General features: G+C 66.9%; 15 protein-coding genes and 3 tRNA genes. 13 read left to right on the top strand and 5 right to left on the bottom strand.

Annotated elements, in window-relative coordinates:
- The first annotated feature begins 52 nt into the window (after positions 1 to 52).
- Positions 53 to 376 (top strand): ferredoxin FdxA, encoded by a 324-nt coding sequence (fdxA, locus tag AC5P9C_RS13990; protein WP_049411316.1) that lies wholly within the window; start codon positions 53 to 55, stop codon positions 374 to 376.
- Positions 377 to 551: 175 nt separating this feature from the next.
- On the opposite strand, the gene AC5P9C_RS13985 is transcribed toward fdxA, so the two are convergent.
- Together AC5P9C_RS13985 and dapA are read right to left on the bottom strand one after the other, a co-directional pair.
- Positions 552 to 1067 carry a hypothetical protein gene (locus AC5P9C_RS13985; RefSeq protein ID WP_049466341.1) on the bottom strand — a complete coding sequence of 172 codons (516 nt, stop codon included), beginning with the start codon at positions 1065 to 1067 and terminating at the stop codon, positions 552 to 554.
- 32 nt (positions 1068 to 1099) lie between these two features.
- The gene (gene dapA / locus AC5P9C_RS13980; protein WP_053463400.1) at positions 1100 to 1993 is read right to left on the bottom strand and encodes a 4-hydroxy-tetrahydrodipicolinate synthase; all 894 of its coding nucleotides are present in this window, start codon (positions 1991 to 1993) and stop codon (positions 1100 to 1102) included.
- 164 nt (positions 1994 to 2157) lie between these two features.
- On the opposite strand from dapA, the gene AC5P9C_RS13975 reads away from it, so the two are divergent.
- The 10 genes from AC5P9C_RS13975 (at position 2158) to AC5P9C_RS13930 (ending at position 8123) form a co-directional block, all read left to right on the top strand.
- Positions 2158 to 2718 carry a glycine cleavage system transcriptional repressor gene (locus tag AC5P9C_RS13975; RefSeq protein ID WP_005409051.1) on the top strand — a complete coding sequence of 187 codons (561 nt, stop codon included), beginning with the start codon at positions 2158 to 2160 and terminating at the stop codon, positions 2716 to 2718.
- A 91-nt stretch (positions 2719 to 2809) separates the two neighbouring features.
- Positions 2810 to 3289 (top strand): peroxiredoxin, encoded by a 480-nt coding sequence (locus AC5P9C_RS13970; protein WP_049466345.1) that lies wholly within the window; start codon positions 2810 to 2812, stop codon positions 3287 to 3289.
- An 84-nt stretch (positions 3290 to 3373) separates the two neighbouring features.
- Positions 3374 to 4774: a PhoH family protein gene (locus AC5P9C_RS13965; RefSeq protein WP_049466347.1), complete on the top strand. Its 1401-nt coding sequence runs from the start codon at positions 3374 to 3376 to the stop codon at positions 4772 to 4774.
- Positions 4771 to 5277, top strand: a complete 507-nt coding sequence (locus tag AC5P9C_RS13960) for a hypothetical protein (protein ID WP_049466349.1) — start codon at positions 4771 to 4773, stop codon at positions 5275 to 5277. Before AC5P9C_RS13965 ends, AC5P9C_RS13960 begins: the two co-directional genes overlap by 4 nt.
- A 12-nt stretch (positions 5278 to 5289) precedes the next feature.
- The gene (locus AC5P9C_RS13955; RefSeq protein WP_064238151.1) at positions 5290 to 5958 is read left to right on the top strand and encodes a YoaK family protein; all 669 of its coding nucleotides are present in this window, start codon (positions 5290 to 5292) and stop codon (positions 5956 to 5958) included.
- A 121-nt stretch (positions 5959 to 6079) separates the two neighbouring features.
- Complete coding sequence (gene thiD / locus AC5P9C_RS13950; protein WP_164083668.1) at positions 6080 to 6889, top strand: bifunctional hydroxymethylpyrimidine kinase/phosphomethylpyrimidine kinase; 810 nt, start codon at positions 6080 to 6082, stop codon at positions 6887 to 6889.
- Positions 6886 to 7812, top strand: coding sequence for an alpha/beta hydrolase family protein (locus tag AC5P9C_RS13945; RefSeq protein ID WP_343542998.1), 927 nt, complete (start codon positions 6886 to 6888; stop codon positions 7810 to 7812). Before thiD ends, AC5P9C_RS13945 begins: the two co-directional genes overlap by 4 nt.
- A tRNA-Arg gene (locus tag AC5P9C_RS13940) sits at positions 7803 to 7879 on the top strand. Before AC5P9C_RS13945 ends, AC5P9C_RS13940 begins: the two co-directional genes overlap by 10 nt.
- 58 nt (positions 7880 to 7937) lie before the next feature.
- A tRNA-Arg gene (locus AC5P9C_RS13935) sits at positions 7938 to 8014 on the top strand.
- A 32-nt stretch (positions 8015 to 8046) separates the two neighbouring features.
- Positions 8047 to 8123 (top strand) — tRNA-Arg (locus AC5P9C_RS13930).
- A gap of 782 nt (positions 8124 to 8905) precedes the next feature.
- Here AC5P9C_RS13930 and AC5P9C_RS13925 read toward each other — a convergent pair.
- Positions 8906 to 9826 carry a LysR family transcriptional regulator gene (locus AC5P9C_RS13925; RefSeq protein ID WP_343542995.1) on the bottom strand — a complete coding sequence of 307 codons (921 nt, stop codon included), beginning with the start codon at positions 9824 to 9826 and terminating at the stop codon, positions 8906 to 8908.
- Positions 9827 to 9966: 140 nt separating this feature from the next.
- Here AC5P9C_RS13925 and AC5P9C_RS13920 point away from each other — a divergent pair, with 140 nt between their 5' ends.
- Entirely contained in the window at positions 9967 to 10668 is a 702-nt protein-coding gene (locus tag AC5P9C_RS13920) for a pirin family protein (RefSeq protein WP_049464791.1), read from the top strand.
- Between the two features lie 82 nt (positions 10669 to 10750).
- Here the strand turns inward: AC5P9C_RS13920 and AC5P9C_RS13915 are convergent, their stop codons facing one another.
- Complete coding sequence (locus AC5P9C_RS13915; RefSeq protein ID WP_343541708.1) at positions 10751 to 11446, bottom strand: alpha/beta hydrolase; 696 nt, start codon at positions 11444 to 11446, stop codon at positions 10751 to 10753.
- A gap of 184 nt (positions 11447 to 11630) precedes the next feature.
- On the opposite strand from AC5P9C_RS13915, the gene AC5P9C_RS13910 reads away from it, so the two are divergent.
- Positions 11631 to 12770 (top strand): MFS transporter, encoded by a 1140-nt coding sequence (locus AC5P9C_RS13910; RefSeq protein WP_057493845.1) that lies wholly within the window; start codon positions 11631 to 11633, stop codon positions 12768 to 12770.
- Positions 12771 to 12851: 81 nt separating this feature from the next.
- On the opposite strand, the gene AC5P9C_RS13905 is transcribed toward AC5P9C_RS13910, so the two are convergent.
- Positions 12852 to 13970 carry an alpha/beta fold hydrolase gene (locus tag AC5P9C_RS13905; RefSeq protein ID WP_074725897.1) on the bottom strand — a complete coding sequence of 373 codons (1119 nt, stop codon included), beginning with the start codon at positions 13968 to 13970 and terminating at the stop codon, positions 12852 to 12854.
- Positions 13971 to 14114: the final 144 nt, after the last annotated feature.

Raw genomic sequence — 14114 nt, 5'->3', positions numbered from 1 at the left:
GGCCAACCTGTTCTAGAATTGGCGGGTTCAGGAATCGATCCACCCCCAGCCCATGCCCTTTGTCGTCACCGAAAACTGCATCAAGTGCAAACACACCGATTGCGTGGAAGTGTGCCCCGTGGATTGCTTCCACGAAGGCCCGAACTTCCTGGTGATCGACCCGGATGAGTGCATCGACTGCACCCTCTGCGAGCCGGAGTGCCCGGTCAACGCGATCTTCCCGGAGGACGATGTCCCCGCCGGCCAGGAGGGCTTTGTCGCCCTCAATGCCGAGCTGGCGAAGGCGTGGCCGGTGCTGACCGTGCGCAAGGATCCGCCTGCCGACGCCGGCGAGTGGGATGGCAAGCCGGACAAGCTGAAACTGCTGGAGCGCTGAGAAGCGCCCGTTGCAGCAACGAAAAGGGCGCCCTTGGGCGCCCTTTTGCGTTTTCCGGCATACGCCAACCGCAGGATCCGGTAGGTGCCAACCTTGGTTGGCACAGAAGCGCCGACCCAGGTCGGCCTCTACCCGGGCAGCTGCGGACCTGGGCCCGCACCCGCTCGACCGGCCCTTACGGCGCCAGCTTCGCCTTCAGCGCAGCGATCAGCTTCACCGGTGCTGCGGCCGTGGCCGGCAGGCCACGCGGATCGACCGCGGAGATGTAGGCGCCAGCATCGACGGCAACCACGCGGACCAGGAAGTTGCTGCCTTCATAGGCCACGTCGTACGAACCCAGCAGCTGCGCGCGGCTGGCGATGGTCACGCCCTCCACGCCTTCCAGCGCCGTGCCGACCTTGGCGAAGGCTTCTTCCTTGCCGCCGGCAATGGTGAAGCCCGTGGTGCCCACGGCCGGGGCAGCCGCGGCAGGTGCCGCCGGCTTGGTCGCCGAGGCCAGCGTCGGCACCTTGTTGTCACCGGTGGTGGCCGGCAGGTTCAGGTCCGGCGGCACTTCCAGCGGACGCATTTCCGGGGCCAGGGCGTAGTCGCCCTTGACGCCGCGCTTGAAGCAGCCGGTGGTGCCGGCAGCGACCGCCACAGCAAGCAGGGCATAGGACAGCACGCGGACGGTGGAAACGGATTGACGCATGTGAATCTCCTGGGTCAGACCAAGACGGAAGGTCAGTGGCTGGAAAGGGCTTCGAGGGCGGCGATGTCGCCCGCAAGATGATCGGCGGCCGGGTGATGCGCTGCCGACAGCGGCAGCAGTGGCAGGCGCAGGTCGTGGCCGATGCCGATGCGGCGCAGCAGCGCCTTGACCGGGATCGGGTTCGGTTCGACGCCACAGAAATCATGGAACGGCTGCAGGCGCGCATCCCACGACTCGGTGGCTTCATGGTCGTGCGCGGCGGCCAGCTCGCACATCCGGCGGTAGGCGCCGGGAAGCACGTTGGAACCCACCGAGATCAGGCCATCGATACCGGCGCGGATGGAACGGGCCGCGGTGCCATCGTCACCACTGAGCACCGCGAACTGCGGGCTGCGCAGTGCCAGCAGCGCGTGTACCCGGCCGGTGTCACCGACCGCTTCCTTGATGCCGACGATGTTGGGGTGGCTGGCCAGCTCGGCGACGGTCTCCGGCTGCATGTCGCAGCCGGTGCGGCCAGGCACGTTGTACAGGACGACGGGCAGCCCGCCCTGGTCGGCAACCGCGCGGTAGTGCGCGATCAGGCCGGCCTGGGTCGGCCGCACGTAGGGCGGGGTGACCACCAGCGCATGGCTGGCGCCCAGTGCGGCGGCACGACGGGTCTGTTCGATGGTCTTGGCGGTGCCGGACAAGCCGGTGCCGGCCATGACGGGAATGCGGCCGCCGATGCGTTCCACCGCACTGGCCAGCAGCTGGTCGTACTCGGCGTCGGTCAGGGTGGCCGCCTCGCCGGTCGAGCCGGCCACGACAACGCCATGGACGCCACCCTCCAGTTGCAGGTGCAGCAGGCGCTGCCAACCATCGGGATCGAGGGCACCGTCGGCCCGGAACGGGGTCGCCAGCGCGGTGATGAGGCCGGAAAGGGACAAGGACGTGCTGCTCTTGGCTGGGAAGGGAAAACGCCCGCCACGACAGGCCGGGGGCGACCTGAATGTTACTTGCGGCGCGAAAGCACGGGCAAGTATGCTGGACACCGGTGGATCCCCGCCTCTGGCGGGCATTCAGACTCACGCATGCATTACCCGGAATCGCCTTGACCGACACCACCCCGCGCCCCGCGCCGAGCGAAAACCACCTCCTGATCAACGCCTATACGACGCATCCGGAGTCCCCCCTGCTGTCCGTCACCCGCCGCATCGCCGACAGCGGCTGCAATCTGGTGGACGCACGCCTGGCCACGGTCGGCCGCGATGTCTCGGTCACCGCCCTGGCCACCGGCTCCTGGGACTCGGTGGCCAAGCTCGAGGCGATGCTGACCCGGCTCGAGCGCGAGGAAGGCCTGAAGCTGGTCTGGTACCGCACCGCCGCCAAGCAGGCGCAGTCCAACCTGCTGCCTTACATCGTCGAAGTGATCGCCGCCGACAAGCCGGGCATCCTGTTCCAGCTGGCCGACTTCTTCGACCGCCAGGGCATCACCATCGAGAACCTGCAGAGCACGCGCTACCGCGCCATGCAGACCGGTGCGGAGATGTTCAGCGCGCAGGTCACCATCGGCGTGCCGGCCAACATGCACATCGCCGCGCTGCGCGACGATTTCCTCGAGTTCTGCGACCACCTGAACCTGGACGCGATCATGGACCCGATGAAGTTCTGAATGAATTCCTGATTTTTCGCGCATCCCTCACGGGCGCGTGGCGTTTCATGCAATTGTCGTAGAAAGAACCCAGGCTCGACAGAAGGACCTCATGAACAACGGCGACACCCTGGACCGCACCACCCTCTCCCTGCCACTGGCGCTGTCCGGTGGCGCCCAGGCCACCCTCGGCGACTACGCCGGCCACTGGCTGGTGCTGTACTTCTATCCCAAGGACAGCACCCCGGGCTGTACCACCGAAGGCCTCGACTTCAACGCGCTGCTGCCGGAATTCAAGAAGGCCGGTGCGGTCGTGCTGGGCGTCTCGCGTGATTCGGTGAAGTCCCACGACAATTTCTGCACCAGGCAGGGCTTCGGCTTCCCGCTGGTCAGCGATGGCGACGAAGCGCTGTGCAACGCCTTCGACGTGATCAAGATGAAGAACATGTACGGCAAGCAGGTACGTGGCATCGAACGCAGCACCTTCCTGATTTCCCCCGACAGCCGCATCGTGCAGTCCTGGCGCAAGGTCAAGGTTGCCGGCCATGCCGATGCGGTTCTCGCCGAACTGAAGGCCTCCCAGTCCAAGTGAGTCCCACTGCCTACTGTGTCTGCCATCACCCTGCCCCGCAGCAGGCCGTGGTGGTTTTTCCCTGTCCGTAACCAGGAATCGACGATGACCCGAGGCAAGCGCATCTACGTGCTGGATACCAACGTGCTGATGCACGATCCCACCGCGCTGTTCAAATTCGAGGAGCACGACGTCTACCTGCCCATGCAGGTGATCGAAGAGCTGGACAACGGCAAGAAGGGCACCTCCGAGGCGAGCCGCAACGCCCGCCAGGTGAGCCGCTTCCTCAACGAGCTGGTGCAGGAATCCGGCCTGGACAACCTGGCCGACGGCATTCCGCTGCAGCGCCCCAACGGCCTGCAGCTGCGCGGCAAGCAGAGCGCCGGCAAGCTGCGCTTCCAGACCAGCCATTTTGATGCGGGCAAGAGCTTCGGCCAGGTCATTCCGGACAACGCCATCCTCGGCGCGATCCTGGCCCTGAAGGAAGAAACCCCGGACCTGCCGGTGGTGTTCGTCTCCAAGGACATCAACCTGCGGATCAAGGCCGCCATCGCCGGCATCGTGTCCGAGGACTATGAGAACGACCGCGCGCTGGACGATTTCAGCCTGCTCTACACCGGCGCCACCGAACTGCCGGAAGACTTCTGGAAGCGCCACGGCGACGACCTGCGCAGCTGGAGCGACAAGGGCCGTACCCATTACGAAATCCAGGCGCAGGACGGCGAGGAGTGGTATCCGAACCAGTATGTCTACCTGCCAGGCGAGGATGAAGTCGAGCTGCGCGTCAGCCGCGTGGTCGGCGACGGCAAGGTGGTGCTGTCGCTGGTCGATGATTTCCGCCACGGCAGCCACGCCGTGTGGGGCATCAGCGCACGCAACCGCGAGCAGAACTTCGCCCTCAACGCACTGATGGACCCGGAGATCGACTTCGTCACGCTGCTGGGTACCGCCGGCACCGGCAAGACCCTGCTGGCACTGGCCGCCGGCCTGGCGCAGACGATGGACCAGCAGCGCTATCGCGAGATCATCATGACCCGCGCCACGGTCAGCGTCGGCGAGGACATCGGCTTCCTGCCCGGCACCGAGGAAGAGAAGATGACGCCGTGGATGGGCGCGTTGACCGACAACCTGGAAGTGCTGACGCACAACCAGGAAGGCGGCACCTGGGGCCGCCAGGCCACCAACGATCTGCTGGCCAGCCGCATCAAGATCCGCTCGATGAACTTCATGCGCGGCCGCACCTTCCTGTCACGCTACCTGATCCTGGACGAGGCGCAGAACCTCACCCCGAAGCAGATGAAGACGCTGATCACCCGTGCCGGCCCCGGCACCAAGATCGTCTGCCTGGGCAACGTCGAGCAGATCGACACGCCGTACCTGACCGAAACCACCTCGGGCCTGACCTACGCGGTGGATCGCTTCAAGAACTGGCCGCACAGCGCGCACATCACGCTGCGCCGTGGCGAGCGTTCGCGCCTGGCCGATTACGCTTCGGAGGTGTTGTGAACCGCTGCACCCGCCTGCTGCTGCCCACGGCGGCGATCGCCCTCGCCGCCGTCCTGGGTGCCTGCACCACCACGCGCGGCCCGGCCAGCGTGCCGACTGCCGCGCGCACCGGCCAGTCCTGGGTGGTCACCCGCCCGATCATCGCCGCGCAGGTGCTCGATACCTGCTCGCGGCCCAGCCCGGGCCGCGAGCCCGGGCGGGTCAGCGGCTACTGGGCACCCAGCCGCCAGCAGGTCGACCAGCTGGAAGCGAAGCTGTCGTCGCTGGAGGCCCAGGTGCCGAAGGTGCTGGACTTCGACCGCCAGTACGTCGGCATCGAAAGCGCTGGCAAGCGGTTGATCTATATCAACGCCTTCCATCTGCCCGACGACAGCGGCATCAATCCGGCGCGGGAAGCGATCCGCGTCTGCGACGGCGGCGCGCAGTTCTGGGGCGCGGTGTTCGACCCGGCCAGCAACACCTTCAGCGAGCTGCAGTTCAACGGCGGCCTCGGCGGGCCCTGAGGGGCCCCGCCGATGGGAATCCGCCTGCCCACCTGGGTCTGGATCGGCGCGGTCGCGCTCTCGTGCGTGGCCGGCATGGTCAACGTGGTCGGCTTCCTCGGCTTCGAGCACCAGGCAGTCAGCCACATGACCGGCAGCACCAGCCAGCTCGGCATGGCGCTGGCGCAGGGCGACTGGCGCGCGGTCGGCCATCTGTGGGGGCTGCTGATCGCGTTCTCGCTGGGCGCGATGCTCAGCGGCCTGCTGATCCAGGACAGTACCCTGCAACTGGGCCGACGCTACGGCGTGGCGCTGGCGCTGGAGTCAGCGCTGCTGCTGGTGGCCATTCCGCTGTTCGAACGCCACCAGATCTGGGGCGCACTGGCCGCCGCGATGGCCTGCGGCCTGCAGAACGCGATGGCCACGACCTTCAGCGGCGCGGTGGTGCGCACCACCCATCTCAGCGGCATGTTCACCGACCTCGGCATCGGCCTGGGCCACCTGCTGCGTGGCCTGCCGCTGCAGGTGCGGCGACTGACCCTCAGCGGCCTGATCATCAGCGGTTTCCTCGGCGGCGGCATCCTCGGCGCCTGGCTGTTCATGCGCTGGCAGTACCACGCCCTGCTCGCCCCCGCCCTGCTGACCGGCCTGACCGGGCTGGGTTATGTGCTGTACCAGCAGTGGGCGCGTTGGCGGCACTGAGGGCCGCGCTCTGGGGGTCAGGTCCCTTTTCCTGCGAAAAAGGGCCCTGACCCCATCTACCAAGGCATCCACGCATGGCGTGGATCTACTTTCCCCAGCTGGACCACGGCACAATCGCTGGATGAGCCCGACCACGCCCGTTTCCGCCCTGACCATCGCCGGTTCCGACTCCGGCGGCGGCGCGGGCATCCAGGCCGACCTGAAGACCTTCGCTGCCCATCGCGTGCACGGTCTTTCCGCGATCGCCGCGCTGACCGCGCAGAACACCCGCGGCGTCATCGCCGTGCATGTGCCACCGGTCGGTTTCCTGCGCGCGCAGCTGGAGGCCTGCTTCGACGACTTCGACATCCACGCGGTGAAGCTGGGCATGCTGGCCAACGCCGAAGTGATCCACACCGTCGCCGATGCACTGGAGCAGCATCGGCCGCCGCACGTGGTACTGGACCCGGTGATGGTCGCCACCAGCGGCGCACGCCTGCTGGAAGACAATGCCCTGCAGGCGATGCGCGAACGCCTGATTCCCTTGGCCACGCTGGTGACCCCGAACATACCGGAGGCGGAACTGCTGGTGGGCCGGAAGATCAGCAATGGCGATGATGCCGAACGGGCGGCCTCCGACCTGCTCGACCTCGGTGCCGGTGCCGTACTGCTCAAGGGCGGACACCTGCTGGAAGGCCATCGTGTGATCGACCGTTACTTCGACGGCGTCAGCAGCGAAGAATTCATCCACGCCCGCCTGCCGCTGGATGCACATGGCACCGGCTGCACACTGGCCTCGGCCATCGCCGCGCAGCTGTGCAACGGCCTGAGCCTGGCCAACGCCTGCGAAGCCGGCATCGACTATGTTGCGCGCGGCCTGCAGCAGGGCCATGCCCCCGGCCGCAGCGAGGTCCTGGTCCTCGATCACTTCGGCGCGGCGCCGCACGCATGAACCTGGCGCCGCGCAACCTCGCCGTGCAGTGCGACGACGGCCACCGCTACGAGGTGATTGCCTGCGTGCCTGCGCAGCCGATCGCGCGGCTGCTGTGGCTGCCGGCGCTGGGCGTGGCTGCACGCCATTACCTGCCGCTGGCATTGGCGCTGGCAGCCAGGGGCGTGGCGGTATACCTGCATGAGTGGCGCGGCAATGGCAGCAGTTCGCTGCGCCCATCGCGCACGCAGGACTGGGGATACCGCGAAGTACTTGAACAGGATCTGCCGGGCAGCCAGGCGATCCTGGCCGCCGCCGATCACGAGGGCGGCGCCCTGCCCTGGATCATCGGCGGCCACAGCCTCGGCGGTCAGCTGGCCTGCGTGCACGCCGGGCGCAATCCGAAGCACTTCCACCGGCTGTGGCTGGCGGCCAGCGGCTCGCCGTTCTGGCGCGGTTTTCCGCCACCACGCGGCTGGCTGCTGCCGCTGGTCTACCGCTTCCTGCCGTGGATCGCACAGCGCCAGGGCGTGCTGCACGGGCGCCGACTTGGCTTTGGTGGCACCGAAGCACGCGGACTGATCGCCGACTGGGCGCGCGTGGGCCTGAACAACCACTACGCCGCGGTCGGCATGGAGGAGGATCTCGATGCGCAGATGGCGCGCGTGCACGGCAGCGCGCAGGCGGTGTTGATGGAACACGACTGGCTGGCGCCGACCGGATCGATGCAGGCGTTGCTGGCGAAGCTGCCGAACGTGGACGCACAACTGTGCGTGCTGTCGGCGCAGGAGCTGGGCACGCGCGCCGATCATTTCGCGTGGCTGAAAGCCCCGGACGCTGTGGCTGACCTCTTTTTCATTCAGTTGGATGAAAATTTTCACAAAACTGTTGACGGTCCGCGCCGACATCCGCATAATTCCGCTCCTGTCGCAGGGCGCCCGTAGCTCAGTTGGATAGAGTACCTGGCTACGAACCAGGCGGTCGGGAGTTCGAATCTCTCCGGGCGCACCACTCGACAGGTTTTCAGCATCCGCCGCTGGAAATGCTTTAAAATTTGATTGTGTACCGCGCGCCCGTAGCTCAGTTGGATAGAGTACCTGGCTACGAACCAGGCGGTCGGGAGTTCGAATCTCTCCGGGCGCACCATACACAGTCAACACAACAAGTTTATGTAATTGGCGCCCGTAGCTCAGTTGGATAGAGTACCTGGCTACGAACCAGGCGGTCGGGAGTTCGAATCTCTCCGGGCGCACCATTACACCGAAACAGCAGGCCTCGGCCTGCTGTTTTTTTATGTGTGTTCTTCGGCAGGGCGGCGCCCTGCACCCCTGGTAGTGCCGGCCGCTGGCCGGCAACCTCAACAGCAAAAGCTGGCATTCCGTGGGTTGGCAGGGCGGCATGGACAGGCAGGACACGCCGTAAACCCATCCATGGAGGCTCGATGGCGGCATCCATGCCGCCAACGGTCCTGCCTGTCCATGCCGCCCCACCTCTGACAGATTTCCGCTATCTGATGGATCCACGCCATGCGTGGGTGAATCTCCATCGAGTTCGAGTATTTCGATAATTGATCGAAGAGCATCCACGCATGGCGTGGATCTACCGTGCCGACCAAGGTCGACACCTACCAGAGCAGTACGCCGTTCCGACAGATCGCGGAAAACTGTCGAAGGCGGGGTGGGTCCGGTTGCGGGAGTGTCCGCGGCATGGGCCCGAGGCATGCCTCGGGCGGGTTGGGCAGGACGCCCAACCCCGGTCTTGCCGTGTGCGCAGGAAAGCGCACACGAGCAAGCCGCGGCCAAGCCCCCAGGGGTGAGGGCGCTTTGCTTGCGAAGCACTGCTTCGCAAGCGCCCGAACGCACAGCCGCCAGCGGCTGGGCCGGTCTGGGGGTTTACGGCGTCTCCCGCAACCGGCCCCACCCCGCCGTCCCTCAGGAAACCAGCTTCTGCTGTTGCTGTTGCTGTTGCTGTTGCTTCGAATGTTGCCGGCCAGCGGCCGGCACTACGGCGGGTGCAGGGCGCAGCCCTGCCAAACCCCTACCCCCTGGCCATCGCCTGCCACCACTCCGACAGCAGCTCCGGCCTGCGCAGGCGCTCCCGCCACCAGCGCAGGGCAGCGCCCTCCTCACCGGTGCGCCAGGCCAGCCAGAACGTCTCCTCCGGCTTGTGTTCCTCCACCTCACGGATCACCAGCTGGCCGCGCGCCACTGCGGCGCGTGCACAGGGCTCGGGCAGGAAACCGAAGCCCACGCCTTCGCACTGCAGCTTCAGCTTGCTGGCCATGTCCGGCACCGTCAGCATCTCCTGCCCCATCAGCAGTCCAACGGTGCGCGGCAGCAACCTGCGCGCGGAATCGGAAACGGCGATCGCACAGTGCTCAGCCAGCTGTTCGCGACCGAGCACGCCGGGCACCGCGGCCAATGGATGCTCGGGTGCGACGGCGAACACGAACCCCACCGTGCCCAGGGGCTCCACCACGTAACCGCCGCCACTGGGTCCCTCGCCCGGCGCACCGACCAGCAGGTCGGCACGCCGGTCCAGCAGGGCCTCCCAGGTGCCGGACAGCGCCTCGCCGATCAGTCGCAACCGGGTCGGCGCCTCGGCCTGTCGAAATGCGGCGATATCCGGGCCGAGCAGCCAGGTCGGGAACACCGAATCCACCGCCAGGGTCAGCTCGGTCTCCCAGCCCGACGCGACCCGGCGCACCCGCAGCTCCAGCTCGCGGGCCGCACGCAGCAGGTGCCGGCCTTCGTCCAGCAGCGCGCGGCCGGCCTCGGTCGGCTCGGCGCGCGGGCCAACGCGGTCGAACAGCTGGACACCCAGGTCTTCCTCCAGCTTGGCCACGGTATAGGAGATGGTCGAAGGCACCTTGTGCAACGCCTTGCCGGCACCGGCAAACGATCCGCGGCGGTCGATGGCATCCAGTATCTGCAGGGCATCGAGGCTGAGCTTGAGCATTCGAATTTTTCGATGATGGCTGTCAAAACTATCCGTTTTTCAAACCCGGGGCGCAAGCGGATACTTCTCTCCAACGGGGAAACACACAGGCTTCCGGCCCACCCCGCCCCATCGAAACCATCGAACAAGGAGATTCCATCATGCTGCAGATCCGCAAGAGCGCTACCCGTGGCCTGGCCGAGCATGGCTGGCTGTCGTCGCGCCATACCTTCTCCTTCGCGAACTACTACGATCCCCGCTACGTCAGCTTCGGCCCGCTGCGTGTCATCAACGAAGACAAGGTGATCGGCGGCCAGGGCTTCGGTACCCACGGTCACAGCAACATGGAGATCATTTCCTACGTGCTGGGCGGTGCGCTGGAACACAAGGACTCGATGGGCACCGGCTCGGTGCTGCGCTACGGCGACGTGCAGCGCATGAGCGCCGGCAGCGGTGTCACCCACAGCGAGTTCAACCACTCGGCCGACGAGACGGTGCACTTCCTGCAGATCTGGATCTTCCCGGACAGCGAGAACATCACCCCGTCGTACGAGGAGACCCACTTCCCGCCGGACAGCAAGCGTGGACAACTGCGACTGATCGCTTCGCCGGACGGTGCCGACGGTTCGCTGCGCATCCATCAGGACGCCCGCATCTTCGCCACCATCCTCGATGGCGGCCAGAAGCTGCACCATGCGCTCGGCAACGGGCGTGGCGCCTATGTGCAGGTGGCGCGTGGCCAGCTGCAGGTCAACGGCATCACCCTGGAAGCCGGTGATGCGCTGCAGGTCAGCGACGAAGCCCAGCTGACCCTGGAAAACGGCAACGACGCCGAAGTGCTGGTGTTCGACCTGCCGCTGTAACCACAACGCCCGCGGTGCCTCCGTGCATCGCGGGCGCTTTCGTGCTGCGCCGGCGCTCGCTCGGCGCTGTGCAGAAGCAGCCTCAGCCAGCGATGGCAGCGCTGGCTTCCAGGATCAGCGCGGTCACTTCCTTCGGCTGCGAGGCCAGCGAGGCATGGCTGGCATCCAGCTCGAGCAGGCGCTTGGGCTGCATCCGCGCGGCCATCGCCTTCTGGTTCTGCGGTGCGATCATGCGGTCCTGGCGGGACAGCTGGTACCAGCTGGGCTTGTGCTTCCAGGCCGGATTGCTGACCGCATCCCCGAACGTGCTGGCCAGCGGCGCCTTCTGGGTCACCGCCATCACCCGGCCTTCGTCGTCACTCAGATCCTGGCAGAAGCTCTCGTGGAACCTGTCTGCACGCAGCCACAGATAGCCATCGCTGTCCGGCGCCAGGTTCTGTGCCGCCTCCGGCAGGTGCTGCTGGGTGATGCCACCCGGGCTCTCGCCGGCATCAGGCGCGAAGGCCGCGATGTAGGCCAATCCCTTGACGTTGTCCTCGTTGCCGGCCTGGCTGATCACCGCGCCACCATAGGAGTGGCCGACCAGCAGCACCGGTCCATCGACCTGCCGGATCATCTTCTGCGTGCGCCCCGCGTCGTCGGCCAGCGAAGTAAGCGGCAGTTCCACCGCCTGCACGCGGTCGTGGCCGTTGCGATGCAGTTCCAGGATCACTTTGGCCCAGTGTGCCGCCCCGCCCCAGAATCCATGGACGAGGAGGATGGTCGGTGTCGTGCTCATGTACAGGTCTCCGGCAGCGGCCGGCGGGATGCCGGCCGTGCGGCCACTGTGCGTGCGCGAGGTTAATCACCAGTGACGCTGCCGGCCCACTGCAATCGTATGCGTCGCCGGATGTCACCCATGGCACTTGCCGAGGCTATCTGAAAACGTTTTCATTGAGGCTCCCTGGAGCTTCGCACCGCGCATGACGCCTTCATCCCCACGTGCCCAGCAGCACGCCACCCGCGCCGCCTTCTTCATTCCCGGATTCGCCACCGCTGCCTGGGCGCCGATGGTGCCCTATGCCAAGGCCAAGGCCGGGCTGAGCGATGCCAGCCTGGGCGCAGTCCTGCTCTGCCTCGGCCTGGGCTCGTTGCTGGCAATGCCGCTGGCCGGTGCGCTGACCGGGCGACTGGGCTGCCGACGCCTGCTGGTGGCCAGCTGTGCAGCGGTGCTGCTGGCACTGCCATTGCTGGCACTGGCGCCCTCGCCGCTTGCGCTGGGCGCCGCCCTGTTCCTGTTCGGCGCCGGTGTGGGCGCGATGGACTGCACGGTGAACATGCAGGCCGTGGCGGTCGAGCGCGATGCAGGGCGCGCGATGATGTCCGGTTTCCACGCCTTCTACAGCATCGGCGGATTCGTCGGCGCCGGGTGCATGACCGGCCTGCTGATCCTGGGCACGCCGCTGTGGCTGGCCGCGCTGCTTTCGGTGGCGGCGCTGTTGCTGGTCGCGGTGCTGTCGGCGCCGCACTGGCGTCCGCAACGCATCCTGCACGAAGGCCCCCTGCTGGCGCTGCCGCACGGCGTGGTGCTGTTCATCGGCGTGCTGGCCTTCGTGGTGTTCCTTGCCGAGGGCTCGATGCTGGACTGGAGCGCGGTGTTCCTGGCCGAGGTACGCCAGGTGCCGCGCGACCAGGCCGGCGCTGGCTTCGCACTGTTCACCCTGGCGATGACGGCGATGCGCCTGTTCGGCGATGGCATCGTCGAACGCCTTGGCCGGACCCGCACGATGGTCTTCGGCGGCATCACGGCGGCGGCGGGGTTCACGCTGGCAACGCTGGTCCCGTCGTACGCGGTGGCGCTGGTGGGCTACGTGCTGGTCGGCCTGGGCTGTGCCAACATCGTACCGGCCCTGTTCTCGATGGCGGGCCAGCAGCGGGTGATGCCGGAGAGCATTGCCATCACCGCAGTCACCACACTGGGTTACGCCGGCATCCTCGCCGGCCCGGCCGCAATCGGTGCCCTGGCACACGCCACCAGCCTGGGCTTCGCTTTCCTGTGCGTAGCAGCACTCCTGCTCGGCGTCGCCGCCTCCGCGCGTTCCCTGGCACACCGACTGCCCTGACAGAAAAAGGGGACGGAGGGGATTAAGTCGTTTGCAGCACACCTGTGGCAGATGCGACTTAATCCCCTCCGTCCCCTTTTTTCAGCTTCGCGTCAGCCACTCGGCCTGGGCCGGCAGCTGTGGGGCCGGGCAGGCACTGTGCGGAGGGTGCGCGTCGCGCGCCATCCAGTCGTCGACCACTCCGGCCAGCAGGTCCAGCCGCAGCGGCAGGGTGATGTGGTCCTCGCCGCGCATCTCGATGTAGTGCGCGCGCGGGTTGGCCTGGGCGAGCGCGCGGCCCTGGCTGACCGGAATGTGCTGGTCGCCCTGTCCATGCAGCAGCAGCACGCAGGCGCGGGTATCGGCCAGCGCACGCGCGACGTCCACGCGGTCCAGATCGACGTCGATGCGGCGGCTGGCCGCAGCAATCACCTGGTTGATGTCCTGACCGCCATAGCGCCAGCGCGCGTACGACGCCATCGCCTGCGCTTTCAGTCCGTCCGGCTGCAACCCCATCAGGTGCGGGATCATCGTGCGGATCGCCACGCCGGCATTGGCGAATGACTCCATCGCCACCACGCCGGCCACCTGGTCGCCGAGCTTGTCGGCGGTGAACACGGCCGTGGCGGCGCCGTAGGACACGCCGAACAGGTACAGCGGCCCGATCACTTCGCCGCGCCTACGCAGCGCGCCGATCACATCGACGACGTCATCCGATTCGTAGGTGCCATAGCCGGACGGTCCCGCACCGGACTGGCCGTGGTTGCGCAGGTCGAGGGTGACCACGCGATAGCCGGATTCCGCCAGCTGCAGCGACCATGGCAGCATCGAATCGCCGTTCATCATCCACCCGTGCAGCAGCACTACGGTGCCACGCGGCGCCTGCGCGCGGAAGGGCTGCGGCACGGCCAGGCTCAGCCCGGTATCCAATGGCAGGCCGTTCTCGTGGCGCTGCGGCAGGTAGTGGTAGCGCGCGCCGTAATCCCCGGGATCGAACACGCGCCAGAAGATCGGCACGCCATCACGGCCCGCTGCGAATCCGTGGCGGTTGGGCAATGCGGCGATGGCCGCAGCGATGCGCGGGCGATCAAGCAGGGTCGAGACACCACCTGGCGCAATCAGCCGATCGGCGAGCGAGGTGGACGAGGCATTGATCGAGGAGGAGCATGCAGCCAGCCACAGGCCGGCGCACGCCAGCAACAGCAGCAGCAGGCGCTTCATGGCACGTCATAGGGGGGAATCCGACAGACTCGGACAGTAACGCCCCAATACGCCCCGATCTATCGCACGCGGATGACGGCTTGATGACAGCGCAGCAATGATTCAGCTTCGCGCGCAAGCTGTACACGTTCAGTCATTGATCGG

It is taken from the genome of Stenotrophomonas sp. YJH_SMC_10, assembly GCF_059371555.1.
This window is presented reverse-complemented; position numbering and strand designations above follow the sequence as displayed.

Bases quoted from the DNA above. Each gene is read 5' to 3' on its own strand.
- AC5P9C_RS13925 (WP_343542995.1), bottom strand. From the start codon at position 9,826: ATGCTCAAGCTCAGCCTCGATGCCCTGCAGATACTGGATGCCATCGAC.
- AC5P9C_RS13905 (WP_074725897.1), bottom strand. From the start codon at position 13,970: ATGAAGCGCCTGCTGCTGCTGTTGCTGGCGTGCGCCGGCCTGTGGCTG.
- AC5P9C_RS13970 (WP_049466345.1), top strand. From the start codon at position 2,810: ATGAACAACGGCGACACCCTGGACCGCACCACCCTCTCCCTGCCACTG.
- AC5P9C_RS13955 (WP_064238151.1), top strand. From the start codon at position 5,290: ATGGGAATCCGCCTGCCCACCTGGGTCTGGATCGGCGCGGTCGCGCTC.
- AC5P9C_RS13910 (WP_057493845.1), top strand. From the start codon at position 11,631: ATGACGCCTTCATCCCCACGTGCCCAGCAGCACGCCACCCGCGCCGCC.
- AC5P9C_RS13965 (WP_049466347.1), top strand. From the start codon at position 3,374: ATGACCCGAGGCAAGCGCATCTACGTGCTGGATACCAACGTGCTGATG.
- AC5P9C_RS13945 (WP_343542998.1), top strand. From the start codon at position 6,886: ATGAACCTGGCGCCGCGCAACCTCGCCGTGCAGTGCGACGACGGCCAC.
- thiD (WP_164083668.1), top strand. From the start codon at position 6,080: ATGAGCCCGACCACGCCCGTTTCCGCCCTGACCATCGCCGGTTCCGAC.
- AC5P9C_RS13920 (WP_049464791.1), top strand. From the start codon at position 9,967: ATGCTGCAGATCCGCAAGAGCGCTACCCGTGGCCTGGCCGAGCATGGC.
- fdxA (WP_049411316.1), top strand. From the start codon at position 53: ATGCCCTTTGTCGTCACCGAAAACTGCATCAAGTGCAAACACACCGAT.
- AC5P9C_RS13915 (WP_343541708.1), bottom strand. From the start codon at position 11,446: ATGAGCACGACACCGACCATCCTCCTCGTCCATGGATTCTGGGGCGGG.
- AC5P9C_RS13985 (WP_049466341.1), bottom strand. From the start codon at position 1,067: ATGCGTCAATCCGTTTCCACCGTCCGCGTGCTGTCCTATGCCCTGCTT.